This window comes from Halomonas hibernica, from assembly GCF_013183775.1.
Classification (GTDB): Bacteria; Pseudomonadota; Gammaproteobacteria; order Pseudomonadales; family Halomonadaceae; genus Vreelandella; species Vreelandella citrativorans.
Map to the genome: position 1 here is coordinate 249,646 of NZ_VIFN01000002.1, position 14,839 is coordinate 264,484.

The 14,839-nt window shown below is 57.1% G+C and carries 12 protein-coding genes and 1 pseudogene; 6 read left to right on the forward strand and 7 right to left on the reverse strand.

Annotated elements, in window-relative coordinates:
- Complete coding sequence (locus tag FKN99_RS05455; RefSeq protein ID WP_087110703.1) at positions 1-1,803, reverse strand: ABC transporter ATP-binding protein; 1,803 nt, start codon at positions 1,801-1,803, stop codon at positions 1-3.
- Positions 1,804-2,004: 201 nt separating this feature from the next.
- Between FKN99_RS05455 and FKN99_RS05460 the strand changes: the two genes are divergently transcribed.
- The gene (locus FKN99_RS05460; protein WP_087110705.1) at positions 2,005-2,622 is read left to right on the forward strand and encodes a TetR/AcrR family transcriptional regulator; all 618 of its coding nucleotides are present in this window, start codon (positions 2,005-2,007) and stop codon (positions 2,620-2,622) included.
- A gap of 63 nt (positions 2,623-2,685) precedes the next feature.
- On the opposite strand, the gene FKN99_RS05465 is transcribed toward FKN99_RS05460, so the two are convergent.
- From FKN99_RS05465 to FKN99_RS05490, 6 genes are all read right to left on the reverse strand, one after another.
- The gene (locus FKN99_RS05465; protein ID WP_087110707.1) at positions 2,686-3,606 is read right to left on the reverse strand and encodes a metal ABC transporter permease; all 921 of its coding nucleotides are present in this window, start codon (positions 3,604-3,606) and stop codon (positions 2,686-2,688) included.
- The gene (locus tag FKN99_RS05470; protein ID WP_087110709.1) at positions 3,603-4,694 is read right to left on the reverse strand and encodes a metal ABC transporter permease; all 1,092 of its coding nucleotides are present in this window, start codon (positions 4,692-4,694) and stop codon (positions 3,603-3,605) included. Before FKN99_RS05470 ends, FKN99_RS05465 begins: the two co-directional genes overlap by 4 nt.
- Positions 4,695-4,697: 3 nt before the next feature.
- Entirely contained in the window at positions 4,698-5,480 is a 783-nt protein-coding gene (locus FKN99_RS05475; RefSeq protein ID WP_087110711.1) for a metal ABC transporter ATP-binding protein, read from the reverse strand.
- A 15-nt stretch (positions 5,481-5,495) separates the two neighbouring features.
- On the reverse strand, positions 5,496-6,470 hold the full coding sequence (locus FKN99_RS05480) for a metal ABC transporter solute-binding protein, Zn/Mn family (protein WP_087110713.1): 975 nt from the start codon (positions 6,468-6,470) through the stop codon (positions 5,496-5,498).
- Positions 6,471-6,868: 398 nt separating this feature from the next.
- Positions 6,869-8,239, reverse strand: a complete 1,371-nt coding sequence (locus tag FKN99_RS05485) for a PepSY-associated TM helix domain-containing protein (RefSeq protein WP_087110715.1) — start codon at positions 8,237-8,239, stop codon at positions 6,869-6,871.
- Positions 8,240-8,324: 85 nt separating this feature from the next.
- Positions 8,325-10,496, reverse strand: coding sequence for a TonB-dependent receptor domain-containing protein (locus FKN99_RS05490; RefSeq protein WP_172116957.1), 2,172 nt, complete (start codon positions 10,494-10,496; stop codon positions 8,325-8,327).
- A 213-nt stretch (positions 10,497-10,709) separates the two neighbouring features.
- On the opposite strand from FKN99_RS05490, the gene FKN99_RS17865 reads away from it, so the two are divergent.
- The 5 genes and pseudogenes from FKN99_RS17865 to ureC all read left to right on the forward strand — a co-directional run bounded on the left by FKN99_RS17865 (position 10,710) and on the right by ureC (position 14,602).
- Positions 10,710-10,913, forward strand: coding sequence for a hypothetical protein (locus tag FKN99_RS17865; RefSeq protein ID WP_253926969.1), 204 nt, complete (start codon positions 10,710-10,712; stop codon positions 10,911-10,913).
- A 403-nt stretch (positions 10,914-11,316) separates the two neighbouring features.
- Positions 11,317-12,192 (forward strand): annotated as a pseudogene (locus FKN99_RS05500) (urease accessory protein UreD).
- Positions 12,193-12,214: 22 nt separating this feature from the next.
- The gene (locus FKN99_RS05505; RefSeq protein WP_172116959.1) at positions 12,215-12,517 is read left to right on the forward strand and encodes an urease subunit gamma; all 303 of its coding nucleotides are present in this window, start codon (positions 12,215-12,217) and stop codon (positions 12,515-12,517) included.
- Positions 12,518-12,569: 52 nt separating this feature from the next.
- The gene (locus FKN99_RS05510) at positions 12,570-12,890 is read left to right on the forward strand and encodes an urease subunit beta (protein ID WP_172117035.1); all 321 of its coding nucleotides are present in this window, start codon (positions 12,570-12,572) and stop codon (positions 12,888-12,890) included.
- Positions 12,887-14,602 (forward strand): urease subunit alpha, encoded by a 1,716-nt coding sequence (ureC, locus tag FKN99_RS05515; protein ID WP_172116960.1) that lies wholly within the window; start codon positions 12,887-12,889, stop codon positions 14,600-14,602. Before FKN99_RS05510 ends, ureC begins: the two co-directional genes overlap by 4 nt.
- Positions 14,603-14,839: the final 237 nt, after the last annotated feature.

Consider the following 14,839-nt stretch of genomic DNA (forward strand, 5'->3'; position numbering starts at 1 on the left):
TCAGCACGCTGCCACCTTCGATTCCAGTGAGTTTGTTTTCTCTTCCAGTGCCCAAAGGCGAGCATAAAGGTCATTGCTGGCCAGTAGCTGGTCGTGATTGCCTTGCTCAGCAACCGTGCCGCCATCGAGTACCAGAATATGGTCGGCGTGGATGATCGACTTTAGGTGATGCGAAATAATCACAAGCGTCCGCCCCCGGGTTAAACGCGACAGAGCCTGCTGGATGGCCAGCTCATTGCTGGCGTCAACCGCTGCTGTCGGCTCGTCCAGCACCAATAGAGGCGGATCAAGTAACATGGCGCGGGCAATACTGACGCGCTGTTGCTCGCCACCTGACAGTTGAATATCCTCGCCAACCATCGATCGATAGCCGTTAGGGAGTGCGGCGATACGTTCGTGAATATTCGCCGCGCGAGCGGCATCCTCGATTTCCTGTTGGCTGGCCGAAGGGCGGCCCAACGCAATGTTGTCTCGAATGCTGGCATGGATCAGACGCACGTCCTGCAGAACAAAACCAATCCGCTGGTAGAGCGTTGACATCTCAAGATGGCGCAGATCCACCCCGCCTAACGTAATGCGCCCATGGGTGGGGTCAAAAAAGCGCAGCATCAGGCGTGCCAGGGTGGATTTGCCTGCCCCCGAAGGGCCAACAATCGCCGTAACGCTGCCAGGTGCAAGAGTAAAGTGCAGGTTCGATAGCCCGTTTTGGGCATTGTTATAGACGTAACTGACATTTTCAAAGCGAACTTCATGATCGTTGGGGAGCTGGCACTCACTGGAGGGGATTGATGGCAATACCGGCGTTTCAAGCAGTGCCATGACGCGTTGGGCGGCGCCAACGGCACTGCCTAAGTCGTGCAGCAAGGTATGCAGCAGCAGTAACGGAGCACAGATACCGGGGGCTACTAGAATGAATGGCAACAGATCGACCGGTTCTGACCAGCCGTTGGCGACGCAAAATATGCCAACCGTGAGCGCCAGTCCCAATATCGTCACCGTTGTCACCATCGCATGAACATGTGCCATAGAAGCGACCAGAGGGCGGGTAAATTGCTCAAATGCATGGGCAAAGCTATCCACTGCTGCTTGGTAGCCACGATAGGCTTGTCCGGTCGTACCGAAGGCCTTGACGACGGGAATGCCGCAGACAAATTCATTAATGGCGTTATTCATGCGCTCAAGCTGGGCAATAAACTCACCCATATTGGCTTTGCTGGCTTGCATGAGTCGGCGCAGGAAAAGAAAGAAACCGGGAAGAGGCAGTAACGTAATAACGGCGATTTTCCAATCCAGCATGATCAGGTAGACCACCGAGATCAGTAAGGCGCCAAACGCGCGTCCTACCGCCGTGTAAAAGTGCGCGGTCAGGCTGTGCAGCGTCGCAATATCGTCTTGCATCGCCTGTTTTACGTCGCCGGATGCGCGGCTGGTAAACCAGCCAAGCGGTGCTTGGGACAAGCGTCGCATAACAGCCAAGCGTAGCTGGTAGGTGAGTTTGTTATCCGCCAGGTGCGCTACCAGCTCGCCGAGAAACATGCACCCCATGCCGACAAAGAGGCTCACGATGCTGGCTGCTACCACCCAGCCGATTTCACGCATGCTGGCGGTTGATAACTCCCAGGCGGCGCCTGGATCAGACACAAGAATCTTGGCGATATGTGCCATACCGGCAAGCGGCACCATCGTTAATATCGTGCCGATGCCCGCCAGCATTGCCGCGGCAAAAAGCCGTGTGCGTATAGGGGCCAACACTTGGCTGATGGGGCTCTTACCTTGGGATCTCGATGTATCGTGCGTGCTCATGAAGCGTTATGACTCGGCCATAGGGGATTATCGAACCTGCATAGCAGTAGTTTGTAACGAGAATTAGTCGCGTTTAAATAGGCTAATAGATAATTAGTTTCATGGCAATAAACTAATTAATATAATTGCATGCCAATCAACTAATTGACCCTAAAGTGAGTGAGTGGCTAGATAAGGAACGTCAGCGATTAAGGATGCAATATGACCACGCAACAGCCAGTTAAAGCACGCGGGCGGCCGCCTACCATCACGCTTGAGCGTATTGCGAATGCGGGTATCGAAATCGGCCTACCCAACATCACCTTTGTCGGGGTGGCCAGCGCGCTAGGCATCAGCCATATGGCGCTTTATAAGCATGTGCCCAATTTAAAGGCGCTGAAATGCTTAGTGGCCGAAGAAATATTTCAACGTTGGAATATTCCACGAGCTTCCAATGATGCGCCCGGGGAATTGAAAGAGTATCTATCCACTTTTGCCGCATCGATAAGCGAGTTTGTCAAAGCTCACCCAGGATTAACGCCCTATGTGATCCGTCGCTTGGCTGCCACTCAGCCCATGATTGAAAAAATTCGTGCACATCAAAACCATATTGCTGAGGTTTATGATATCTCCCAGGAGCAAGCTCGCTGGCTTCTGGCGACTATAGCTTTTCAATGCTTTTCCGTCGCCGATACGATTTATTCGGTAGTGGGGAAAGAGCCTGTCGAGGGGGCGAGCCGCGGCCTGGAGGAGGCCGAAATGGAGGCGGAATTAGAGGAAGGTATGCGAGCGCTTATTACTGGTGCGCTAGTAATACTGAACGAGCGCTCACGTGGATAGGGCCTTTATAAAAGCGTGCGTCTTCGTCGTTGCAAGTGGCGCCCTGGTCTGGCGTTTAGCCTTTCAAAACAATGAAGGCGGCTCCATCGGCGCCTGCCGCGCCCGGCGGCGCTTCAGCATTTGGGTAATCAGCCCGTAGCGCGGCCCGCCCAAAAAGGCCAGTATCAGAAATACGCCGGTCATTACCGCCATCATGCCACCGATGGAGACGTTGAAATGCACCGCGAGGAAATAGCCGGAAATGCTCGAGGCGATCGAGATCAGCGCGCCGAAAATGAACATCATCCACAGGCGGTCAGTCAGCAAATAGGCGGCGGAGGCGGGAACAATGGCAAAGGCGATGAACAGCACCGCCCCCACGGCGTCGAAGGCCGCCACGGCGGTGGAGCTGGTCAGCATCAAAAGTACATAGAACAGGATCGTCGGCATGAAGCCAAAGGTTTTGGCCAGCGCGGGATCGAAGGTGGCGAGCTTCAGCTCTTTATAGAAGAGCCCGATAAACGCGTAGTTGAGCAGCGTCATTACGCTCATCGAGACCAGCGCCTGGGGAATCGGCAGGCCGAAAAGCTCGACGGTATCCAGCCAGACAAACCCGATTTCACCCAACAGCACGGTGTGGGTGTCGATATGCACGTCGTGGGCGTAGATATTGAGTAGTAACACGCCAATGGAGAAGAGTGCTGGGAACACCAGTCCGATGGCGGCGTCCTGCTTCACCCGCTTGGTATTGGCCAGCGCCTCGGTGAGAAATACTGTCAAAAGCCCGGTCAGCGCGGCGCCGATGAGCTGCACCGGCCCGCTCTGCTGCTTGGTCAGTATCCAGACGATCACGATGCCGAACACGATCGAATGGCTGATGGCATCCGACAGCATGCTGTTGCCGCGCAGCACCAAAAACGTGCCCACCGCTGATGAGGCGATACCCACCATGGCGCCGACCAGAATGATGGGAAGCGCGGTACTGTTGAGAAGCTCTGCGATCATGGCGCGACCTCCTCGAACGTGGCGACCACCTGGCGCGCTTTTGCCTGCCCTGTTGTCGTCAGCCCCCAGTCCGCTTCACCTTGTGAGCGGGTCAGGTAGCCTTGGCGTTTTAACAGGGCAAGGGTGAGCCGTGCGCTCAGCGATAAACGCCGTGATGCAGGCCGGGCCGGGTGTTTATATAGCGTGTAGAGAAGCTGGCGTTTTTGAAGCTCGGCTTTCTGGAGGTAGTGTTTCATGATGCCCCATAAAAGCCCGCGCCCTGGCGCCAGCGCCAGCGACAGCAGCACGATGGCCGTGGCGGTTAGTACGATCAGCGGGCCGGTAGCAAGCCCGCGCGACAGCGTGCTGATCGTCGCGCCGGAGACTCCGCTGACGATACCCACGCCCGCCGCGATGGCAAGCATGGTGCCCAGGTGGCGGCTCCACTGGCGCGCGGCCGCCGCCGGGGCAACGATCATCGCCGCCATCAAAATGACGCCGACCATCTGCAAGCCGACCACCACCGCCAGTGCGACCATGGCGGTCAGTGTCGCCTCGATGGCCGTGGCGGGCATGCCAAGCGTTCGGGCGTACTCGGCGTCGAACGTGACCAGCTTGGCCTGCTTCCAGAAGGCGGCGAGCAGCGAAAGCGTTACCAGCGTCACGCCACCCATCACCCACAGATCCGAGCGCAGCGTGGCGGCGGCCTGGCCGAATAAAAAGGCCTCAAGCCCGCCCTGGGCGGCGTTGCTGGTGCCTTGAATGTAGGTGAGCAGCACGATACCAACGGCAAAGAAGAGGCTCAGGCAAACGCCTAGCCCCGCATCGGTTTTCAGGCGGCTTTTGCGGGTGAGCAGCAGCATGATCAGCGCGGCAAGAGAGCCGGTAGCAAGCGAGCCGATCATGATGCCGCCAATATCGCGGCTGCCGGTAATGATGAAGCTCAGGCATATTCCCGGAAGAGCCGCGTGGGAGATGGCGTCGCCCAGCAGGCTTTGACGGCGCAGCACCGCAAAGCAGCCCAAGGGGCCGCTGATCAGGCCCAGAAGCGAGGCGCCGATCACCACGTTTTGAAAGGTATAATCCGATAGAAGTTCGAGCCACTGCATGGGTCAGGTCACTTTTGAGGCGGGAAACGTTAATGACTCGTGGTCACCCAGCAGCGCGATCTGGCCGCCGTAGGCCTGGCGGAGGTTGTCGATCTTGAAAACGTCTTTGGCGTCGCCACTGGCAATCACGCGCACGTTCAGTAGCAATAGCCAGTCGAAGTAGGTACCGACAGTTTGCAGATCGTGGTGGACGACGATAAGCGTCTTTCCCGCATCACGCAGGCGGCGCAGTATATCGATGATCGCCCGTTCGGTGGTGGCATCGACCCCGGCCATGGGTTCGTCCAGAAAGTAAACGTCGGCCTGTTGCACCAGTGCGCGGGCCAGAAACACGCGTTGTTGCTGGCCGCCGGAAAGCTGGCTGATCTGGCGGTGGGCAAGCTCGCTCATGCTGACCATGTCGAGCGCGTCCATCGCCTCTTTACGTTCTCGGCGCCCGGGGCGCTTGAACCAGCCAAGGCGCCCGTAAAGGCCCATGGTCACCACATCGAGCGCGGTGGTGGGAAAGTCCCAATCCACGCTCGAGCGCTGGGGCACGTAGCCCACTCGCTTGCGCTGGGCGGCATAAGGCTTGCCGTGCACCAGCACCTCGCCGGAAAGCGATGGCACCAGCCCTAAAAGGCTTTTGATCAGCGTGCTTTTGCCTGCGCCGTTGGGGCCGACAATTCCCGCCATCACGCCCGCCGGGATATCGAGATTGATATCCCAAAGCACGGGCTGGTTGTGATAGCTCACGGTCAAATTGTTGATGCTGAGAGCGGGCTCGGCACTTGCAGATGTTACCATCGAGAGTATGCCCTTTTATCCCTGTTGGTCGAGCTGCCACTCGCTTGCCCAGTCGTTGAGCTCATCGGGCAGTGGGGAAAGTGTGCCGCCGAGTGCGTTAACGATATGCTGGGTATTACGGTAGATCATACCCATATAGGTGCCGTCGACGGTACCGTCATCGCCCATGGCGTCGGAATAAAGCTCGCCGCCAACCACAACGTCATGGCCACGCTGCTTGGCCGCGTCGATCACCGCCTGGACGGTGCGCGGATTGATGGTGCTTTCAACGAACACCGCCGGTACGTCGCGCTCTACCACACTCGTCGCCATGTTGCGGATATCGGCAATGCCGGTTTCGGTTTCGGTGCTGATGCCTTGAATACCTTCAACGTCGATATCGTAGGCGCGCCCATAGTAGCTAAACGCATCGTGGGCGGTCACCAGCACGCGCTGACTCTCGGGAATGGTCGCGATACTCTCCTTGACCCACTTGTGGAGCGCCAACAGTTCGGTCTGGTATCGTTCGGTGTTGGCCTCAATAGTATCCGCGCAGTCGGGGCGCGCTTCAATAAAGGTATCGCTTAGCGTCGGCAGCGTTTGCGCCCAAAGCGAAACATCCATCCACAGGTGCGGATCGATGCCGTAGATATCCTGCGCGGTAATCAGCGATGAAGGGTCGATCGAAGAGGGCGCGACAGCAAGCGTCGGGGTGCGCGAAGAGAAATTTTCCAGCACCGAACCCAGCTGGCCTTCCAGGGCGTAGCCCGAGTAAAGAATCTGTTCGGCGCCGCGCAACAGCGAAACATCGCTGGCGCTGGCCTGGAAAAGATGCGGGTCGATCCCGGGGCCCATCATGGCCTGGACGCTAACGCATTCGCCGCCTACCTCCTGTGCCACATCGGCAATCATGCCAATGGTTGCCACCACGTTGAGGGGCGTTTCATCAGCCGCTGCCAAGGTACTGAAAGGCAGCATTCCCAATAGAATCACAGCATGTTTTGTTGCCATTATTAAGCTCCAGACTCGACATGAGGTAGATAGTAGACGAAGCAGTGTTACTCCGTGTAATCATTTTGCGCTGTGGAAACAAGTATAGCCTCGGCTAAGTTTGTGGCGCAAATAATTTAATGTCAAGCGGATAAACGTGCTGAGGTAGACTGAAATAGGCATGAGTTTATGAGGCAATAAGCGCAAATGCGCTATTAATGTATCGCTTTAGTTGGCCAAGGCATCAACGGGTCTTGCGCTGGCATCGTTCGATACTTGAAGGCATACCGATAGTGGCTATTCTGTGGCGCGTGTGAGTAGCGGGAAAGATAGAGCGAGAGGCGTAAATTGAGATTTAGATAAACCTGAGCTTCTGGCCCCAAGGGGGCCAGAAAGAGGGAGTGATAGAAACTGAGGTGTTACCTTGGCTGGTTAACCAGCCTCCGCTCCTGGAGCGGGCGCACAATCAGCCAATCAAGCAGCAGCATGACGATCAACGACGCGCCTACCAGCGGGAAAATCAATCCGCCTATCGCCAGAATGGCAATCAGACCCCGGAAAACGCGTTTGTCTGCCGGTAGTGGCGGTACGCCCATTGCGCGTGAGGGGCGGCGCTTCCACCACATTACTGCGGCCGATACCGCCAGCAGGATAATCGCCACGCACACGGTCAAAAAGAGCAGTTGGTTGGCCAGACCAAACTGCTGGCCCATATGCACGTTGATACCAAATTCCAACCAGCGACCCAGGGGCCCGTAATCGGAGTAGCTCATGTCGATCAAGCGCTCGCCGCTGTACTGATCAAGATGCACCACGCGCTGTTGGCTAAGGTCATTAGGATAGACTGATCCGGTGTACACGCCGGTCTCTGTGGTGGGCAGGCTGACCGCATAGCCATGATGCAATCCCAGCTCATCGAAGATGGCGACAGCGCCGTCAAGGCCAATGCTCGTTGCCTGGCCTGGTCCCTGTGTGGATTCTGGAATTTGTGCCTGTTCGAGTGACCAGTTTGTCGGGCTTTGCGCGTTTAAACGCGCTTCCGACATGGGCACTTCAACGCGCACACCAGAGGGGTAGCCGAAATTGTTACCGTTAGCCCACTGATTAACCTGCGCGCCCCACACGCCCGACCAAGGCATTCCGGTGATCGCCAGAAAGACGATAAACCCACCGACAAAAATACCCAGCACGGCATGCAGATCACGCCAGAACACGCGGCTTTTTGGCTTGCCGCGCACGCTAATCACGCCGCCTTTGCCTTTACGCCGTGGCCACCAGAGGTAAATGCCGGTGAGCACTAGCAGGGTTGCCCAGCCGCCGGCTATTTCAATCAGTTTGCGCGCTGTAGGTCCAAAGTATTTCAAACTGTGCAGATAGCGAACGGTCCACATCACCGTGCCGCGGTCATCCAGCGCCCCCAGCACATTGGCAGTATACGGATTGACGTAAACGGCTAACCGCTCGCCCGAGGCAGTATTCACTGTGATCTCCGCCGAGCTTTTCGGCGTGGCGGGGTCGGTGAATTTTACGGCAGTGCCAGGGTGAGCCGTAAGGGCTGCGCTTACCAGCGTAGAGGGAGGGAGCGTCGCCTCTTGAACGGCTACGCGCTTCACATCAGCGTGTATGAGTGCATCCAGTTCGTCCTTGAAAAGATAAAGGCCCCCAGTAATTGCCAGGGTGATCATGAACGGCAGAACCAAAAGGCCGGCGTAAAAGTGCCAGCGCCAAACGGCGCGATACAGGTCGAAGGTCTTGCGTTTACCTTCTTGTGGGGGTGACGTGGTCGACATGAAGTCTCTCCAGACCACCAGGCATCTAGCCTGGTGGTTTTAAGCGGTAAGGGTAAACAGGTGCTCTACTGAGCACCTGAATGAATCAGAAGCTGAAGTCGGCCCGTGCCCACACCATGCGGCCAGGCTCATTAATGCCGCGATCCAAATCAGCGGGATAGCCAAAGGCTGCATTACCCGCCAGATTCAAGTGTTCGGTGTAGGTGGTATCGAAAACGTTATCCACCCCCACACTTAGCGTTAGGTGGTTGCTTGCTTGATAGGCACCGTTAAGCGAGAACACCCCGAAGCCTGACGACGATTCCAGATCCTGGCCGACGACATTGCCTTTTTCGAGCGCAATACGGTTTTGTGCCGCAACACCACGCCATAGGCCACCCACAGAGTAGTCATCGTGTGCATAGGTCAGGCCGACCTTGGCTTCCAGCGGTGGGATCTGTGGTAATGCCTCATCGTCGTTGGCATTTCGCCCCCAGGCATAGGCCAGCGAGGCATTGCTTACCCAGTTGTCGGTTAGTTGATAGCTAGCGCCCACTTCGGCACCCGCAATCTGAGCATCAATGTTATCGATCTGAGTACCGCCCATGCCCGCGGTGTTGTAATCAAACAAGATGAAATCGTTAACGTATCCTGCATACCCGGACACCCATGCGCTTAAGCGCTGGTCGTTATACTGCGCGCCTATATCCAACTGGGTGGTTTTTTCGGGTTGAACACCGTCAAAGGCATTCAAACTACCGGCCGGGCCTGCCTGACTAGAGCTCAATTCCCAGTAATCGGGAAAGCGCTCCACATGCCCGACCCCGGCATACCAGGTGACCGGTGCTGAGGCTAAATCCTGCTCATAGCGGATAAAAGCGCTGGGCAGAGTGTCGCGGCGGGTGAGGCCTGTGGTAGCTGTGTCCAGGCTTTCGTCACTGACGCGGTAGCGGTCTACGCGGGCGCCGCCAATAAGACGGTCACGTTCATCGATAAAACGGGTGACTTCGCTGAAGGCGCCAAACTGGGTCTGCTCGTAGTCGGGCTGCCAGTGTTCGCCATCCAGATTGCGATGTACCTGATGCTCGACATCGACACCGGCCGTCCACGTGGTGTTTTCCCACTCCCACGTTGATGCGACGCGCGCGCTGCGGGTGCGACGGTCTAGCCGCATGGCCATGCCGTCACTCATGTCCATACCGCCATCCATATCCATGCCGCTGCCCATGTCCATGCCGCCGCCCATGTCCATGCCACCACCCATGTCCATGCCGCTGCCCATGTCCATGCCACCACCCATGTCCATGCTGCCCGGTGAGCGCAGCGTGAAGTTATCCATAATATGGTCGGCATAGGCATAGTTGGCCTGCATTTCCAGACGTTTCCAGTGTTCACCTAAATTCTCGCGCTGAAAACGGATGCCCACGGTTTCGCGCAGAAATTTGCTGCCATCCATACCTCGCCCGGCATAGCGCGCTTCGCCGTTTCCTCGGCCTGCGGTGACTTCAAGCCAGGTATCGTTGTCGGGTGTCCATCCAAGCGCTATGTCACCGTTCCACTTATCCCATAACGAGGGCACGGCGTTGCCATCGCCATCCTGATAGTCATTAGCTTCGGATTGATTGCCGGTAATGCGCAGGTAGCCGTCTTTATTGCCTAAAGCGGCATCAATGCGGCGATCAAAGCGCCCATAGGTACCCAGCATGACGCTGCCATCCACTCGCACACCGGCTTCATCGAACTCCTCCGGGCCGCGGTCAAAGCGCACCGTTGCCGCTGAAGCGCCGGGGCCCCACAGAACGGACTGCGGCCCTTTGGTGACGGTGAGGCTGTCGTAATTTTCAGGTGAGATATAAGACGTAGGCGCATCCATTCTTGCCGGGCAGGCGCCTAGCATTTGGCTGCCATTGGTCAGCACGCGAAGACGTGAGCCAAACATGCCACGGAACACCGGGTCACCGTTGGTGCCGCCATTGCGAATGGCAGAGAACCCAGGGATGGTCTGAAGATAGTCGGCGCCGTCGCTGGCAGGGGCCGGTTGCCGCGGTATACGCGGGTCGGTTTCCACCGTGAGCGGTGAGCTTAGCGGTACAGCGGTCACGACCATCGTGTTTAACGCATGATGATGCTCGTGGTGAGCGGCAGTCGCCTGTGCCCATACGCCTTGAGCAACAACGCTCGATGCGGCAGCGACGCTTAATGTCAGTACGTGTCGTTGAAAACGTTTTTTTAAGCGGGCAGGCGTAACGACGCCATGCCCAATAGTTAGATGCGGCATGATGATCCCTTTTTTGGGTGTAGACAGACGCCAGCCAGAAGCAAACTTCAGGCTAAAAAGGCTGACGATGTGGCGTTACACGATCCGAAAAAAGGGCGGAGCGCGCGTTAGCGCGTGGGGGTAGTTATCACAGGACTTTATAGCCTGCGTCGGTTGCGTCAGCAGCTTATTATGCGTAATAAACGCTTGTAAGCTGATCGGAGGGAGAGAGGTATGCGCCGTTGGGAACTGTTGCCAGATGGCACAGTAACCACATTGGTGGAACCAGTTAAATATCGGTTCTACTTCATCAGCATGGCCCGCATGGTGGTGGTTTGCTTGAGGGGCAGTATGTTGATGATGACCGCCGCCTTGATGGTTAGAGTGATGACTAGCTTCGTGATGTGCGTGATGTTGCCCATCGGACTGATACTGTGAAATCAGCGGCCCAACTAACAGCAGCTGCATCGCCACAAACGCCATACAAAGCGCAATGCGATACCAGAGCTTGTTTGCTGAGCATTGTAACTGCACGAAGCCATCTACCTTGGTGGGCAACAGACAAGCTGTTGACGGAGGATGGCCCAATAGTATCGGAAAGTTCCCAAATAAGAAGTGTTGGGCGTGTGGTCTTTTGACACACAAGGGGCGGTTAACTACTTGTTCTTTTTGGTGCGGCCGACCCTTTTAATGATCTTTTTTGGTGCAAAAAGCCGTTAGTGCTGATGGGTTATGACGGCTAAAACTTTGCAGCGATAGTAAAAGTCCACTTTTCACCATTTTGGCGCATTCCTTGCATTTGAAAGGCTATGACCTATTCAAAAGGATGCGATCGTCTTCCATGACCTTGCGCGAACTCGCTACACCGTCCGGCCACCGCTTTGATCAGGAACGCCACTGGGCGGCCTCACTGGCGCTGCGTTTTGCCAAGCGCGATGGCGCTACGCGGTTAATCCAGGCACGTCACCAGGGGCCACTTCGGGTCCAGCGGCCGTTTTATCCTGAAGGCCGCCAGGAGGCGTGCCATATCTACGTGCTGCACCCACCCGGAGGATTGGTCAGCGGCGATGCGCTCACCATCAAGGCGCACGTCGAGCAAGGCGCACATGCCCTGCTGACTACCCCCGCGGCGAATAAGCTTTATAAGGCTGACAGCCAGGGGGTTGCCTAGAGCCAGTGTACCGAGCTTGAGGTCGCCGATAGCGCAACGCTTGAGTGGCTACCTCAGGAAACCATTGCCTTTGATGGCTCTAAAGGTGAACAGCGTACGCATATTGATCTTCATGGTAGTGCTCGCTGTTTAGGCTGGGAAGTCATGGCCTTGGGTCGCCCCGCGAGCGAGTTGCCGTACTTGTCAGGGCGCATTGAACAGTTTTTTCGTTTGACGCTGGATGGCAAGCCGCTATGGCTAGAACGCCAGCCGTTAGACCCGTTACACCCGCGCTTTACGGGACGCTGGGGGCAGGGCGGCGCTACGGTGCAGGCCACGCTTTGGGCGGTGGGAATGAGTGATGCGCCAGCGGCGATTGAGGAGTTGCGTAATGCCCTGCCGGATAATCCACGCTGGGCGGTAACGGTGCGCCAGGGCGTTTTATTGCTGCGCTATCTGGGTAACTCGCGAAATGAAGCCTGGGCGTTGTGCGAACAGGCCTGGAAATTGCTGCGCCCGCGCTGGATTGAGCGTGAGGCCCATATTCCGCGTATTTGGTTAACTTAATCGACTCTGTTGGAGACGCTCTATGGAATTAACCCCAAGAGATAAAGACAAGCTGTTGCTGTTTTCCGCCGCCCAGCTTGCCGAGCGGCGCAAAGCGCGAGGATTAAAGCTCAATTATCCCGAAGCGGTCGCGCTGATCAGTTTCGAGATTATCGAAGGTGCCCGGGATGGTCGCAGTGTGGCTGATTTGATGAGCTACGGGCGCGAGATTCTTGGCCGTGATGACGTGATGGAAGGCGTGGCTGAAATGGTCGACGAAGTTCAGGTCGAAGCCACTTTCCCGGATGGTACGAAACTCGTGACTGTTCATACGCCTATCAACTAGTTATCAGCAACCAGCAATCAGCCATCAGGAGGCTGCCATGATTCCCGGCCCAATGATTCCAGGACAGTATCAGTTAAAAGAGGGTGATATCGAGCTGTGCGTAGGCCGCGAGCGCATCACGGTAGACGTGGCGAACACCGGCGACCGACCGATTCAGCTCGGCTCCCACTACCACTTTGCCGAGGCCAACCCGGCGCTCGTGTTTGATCGCGACAAGACCCGCGGTTTTCGCCTTGATGTCGCCGCAGGTACCGCGATCCGCTTTGAACCTGGCCAGACCCGTGAAGTCACGCTGATTCCGTTTGTGGGTAAGCGGGAAATCTATGGCTTTCGTGGCGAGGTAATGGGACCGCTGGACGGAGATAAACAATGAAACCGGGTAACAAGATTAGTCGGCAGGCCTACGCCGATATGTACGGCCCCACGGTAGGCGACCGGGTGCGCCTGGGCGATACCGAGCTGTGGATCGAGGTTGAAAAAGATGCCACCCACTATGGCGACGAGGTCAAATTCGGCGGCGGCAAGGTGATCCGCGATGGCATGGGTCAGAGCCAACGTAACGATGAAACCGTCATGGACACCGTCATCACTAACGCGCTGATTCTCGACTGGTGGGGCATCGTCAAAGCCGATGTGGGGCTACAGAACGGACGTATTGCTGCGATTGGCAAAGCGGGCAACCCTGACGTGCAGCCCGATGTAGATATCGTGATTGGCCCCGGCACTGAAATTATCTCGGGCGAAGGCAAGATCCTGACCGCAGGTGGCATCGACGCGCATATCCACTTTATCTGTCCCCAGCAGGTAGACGAAGCGCTGATGAGCGGTGTCACTACCATGCTGGGCGGCGGCACCGGTCCGGCCACCGGGTCGAATGCCACCACCTGTACGCCGGGCGCGTGGCACCTTGGCAAAATGCTTCAGGCAGTGGATGACCTGCCCATGAACATCGGCCTGCTGGGTAAAGGTAATGCCAGCCTGCCGGAAGCTTTGGAAGCCCAGCTGGAAGCAGGCGCCATGGGCCTCAAGCTTCACGAAGACTGGGGCACGACGCCCGCCTCGATTGATACCTGCCTGAGCGTGGCCGAGCGTTATGACGTGCAGATAGCCATTCACACCGACACGCTTAACGAATCGGGCTTTGTGGAAGACACTTCGGCGGCGTTTAAAGAGCGCGGCATTCACACCTACCACACTGAAGGCGCGGGCGGCGGGCACGCGCCGGATATCCTCACTGCGTGTTCCAAAGAGTACGTGCTGCCGTCATCCACTAACCCCACGCGGCCCTACACGGTGAATACTATTGATGAGCATCTGGATATGCTCATGGTCTGCCACCACTTGGACCCCAACATTCCCGAAGACGTGGCATTTGCCGACTCACGCATTCGCCGTGAAACGATTGCCGCCGAAGATATCCTGCACGATTTGGGCGTGATCTCGATGATCGCCTCCGACTCTCAGGCAATGGGACGGGTAGGCGAAGTGGTCTGCCGCACTTGGCAAACCGCGCACAAGATGAAAGTACAGCGTGGCTTGCTACCTGAAGACGAAGCCTTGGGTGCCGATAACCTGCGTGCCAAGCGCTATATCGCCAAATACACCATCAACCCGGCAATTACTCACGGTATCGCTCATGAGGTGGGCTCTATTGAAGTGGGTAAACTGGCGGATTTAGTGCTCTGGAAGCCGGCGTTTTTCGGTGTGAAGCCCTCGTTGATATTGAAAGGCGGGATGATTGCTGCTGCCCCCATGGGCGATCCCAACGCCTCAATCCCCACGCCCCAGCCGGTGCATTATCGGCGCATGTTCGGCGCTTTTGGCCGCGCGGCCAGCCAAACTCGGCTCAATTTTGTCAGCCAGGCGGCGATTGATGCAGGCCTCAAGGAGCGCTTGGGACTTCAGAGTGCGCTTGCCGCGTGCAAGAACGTCCGTGGGGTGCGCAAGAAGGATATGAAGCTCAACGACGCCTGCCCCGAGCTGACCGTGGACCCGCAGACCTATGAAGTGCGCTGCGACGGCGAGCTTTTGACCTGCGAGCCCGCCACCGAGCTGCCGCTGGCCCAGCGCTATCACCTGTTTTAGATGCAACCCCGGCAGTGCTGCGCACTGCATCGCTAGCTGAAGCTACTCCTACAGGGGGTGTGTGAGCTACTCCGGCGGGGGGTGCATGCACTTTAACCGGTAGGAGCTGAGTTCACTCGGCGATGGCGGCGTAGCCGCCCTTGGGTGGCGGGGCGCGGTGCATGGTGTTAGCCACCAACCCCGGCAGCGCTGCGCACTGCATCGCTAGCTGAAGCTGCTCCTACAGGGGATGCATGC

Excerpts from the sequence above, each read along its gene's own strand:
- FKN99_RS05455 (WP_087110703.1), bottom strand. The coding sequence starts at position 1,803 with ATGAGCACGCACGATACATCGAGATCCCAAGGTAAGAGCCCCATCAGC.
- FKN99_RS05460 (WP_087110705.1), top strand. The coding sequence starts at position 2,005 with ATGACCACGCAACAGCCAGTTAAAGCACGCGGGCGGCCGCCTACCATC.
- FKN99_RS05465 (WP_087110707.1), bottom strand. The coding sequence starts at position 3,606 with ATGATCGCAGAGCTTCTCAACAGTACCGCGCTTCCCATCATTCTGGTC.
- FKN99_RS05470 (WP_087110709.1), bottom strand. The coding sequence starts at position 4,694 with ATGCAGTGGCTCGAACTTCTATCGGATTATACCTTTCAAAACGTGGTG.
- FKN99_RS05475 (WP_087110711.1), bottom strand. The coding sequence starts at position 5,480 with ATGGTAACATCTGCAAGTGCCGAGCCCGCTCTCAGCATCAACAATTTG.
- FKN99_RS05480 (WP_087110713.1), bottom strand. The coding sequence starts at position 6,470 with ATGGCAACAAAACATGCTGTGATTCTATTGGGAATGCTGCCTTTCAGT.
- FKN99_RS05485 (WP_087110715.1), bottom strand. The coding sequence starts at position 8,239 with ATGTCGACCACGTCACCCCCACAAGAAGGTAAACGCAAGACCTTCGAC.
- FKN99_RS05490 (WP_172116957.1), bottom strand. The coding sequence starts at position 10,496 with ATGCCGCATCTAACTATTGGGCATGGCGTCGTTACGCCTGCCCGCTTA.
- FKN99_RS17865 (WP_253926969.1), top strand. The coding sequence starts at position 10,710 with ATGCGCCGTTGGGAACTGTTGCCAGATGGCACAGTAACCACATTGGTG.
- FKN99_RS05505 (WP_172116959.1), top strand. The coding sequence starts at position 12,215 with ATGGAATTAACCCCAAGAGATAAAGACAAGCTGTTGCTGTTTTCCGCC.
- FKN99_RS05510 (WP_172117035.1), top strand. The coding sequence starts at position 12,570 with ATGATTCCAGGACAGTATCAGTTAAAAGAGGGTGATATCGAGCTGTGC.
- ureC (WP_172116960.1), top strand. The coding sequence starts at position 12,887 with ATGAAACCGGGTAACAAGATTAGTCGGCAGGCCTACGCCGATATGTAC.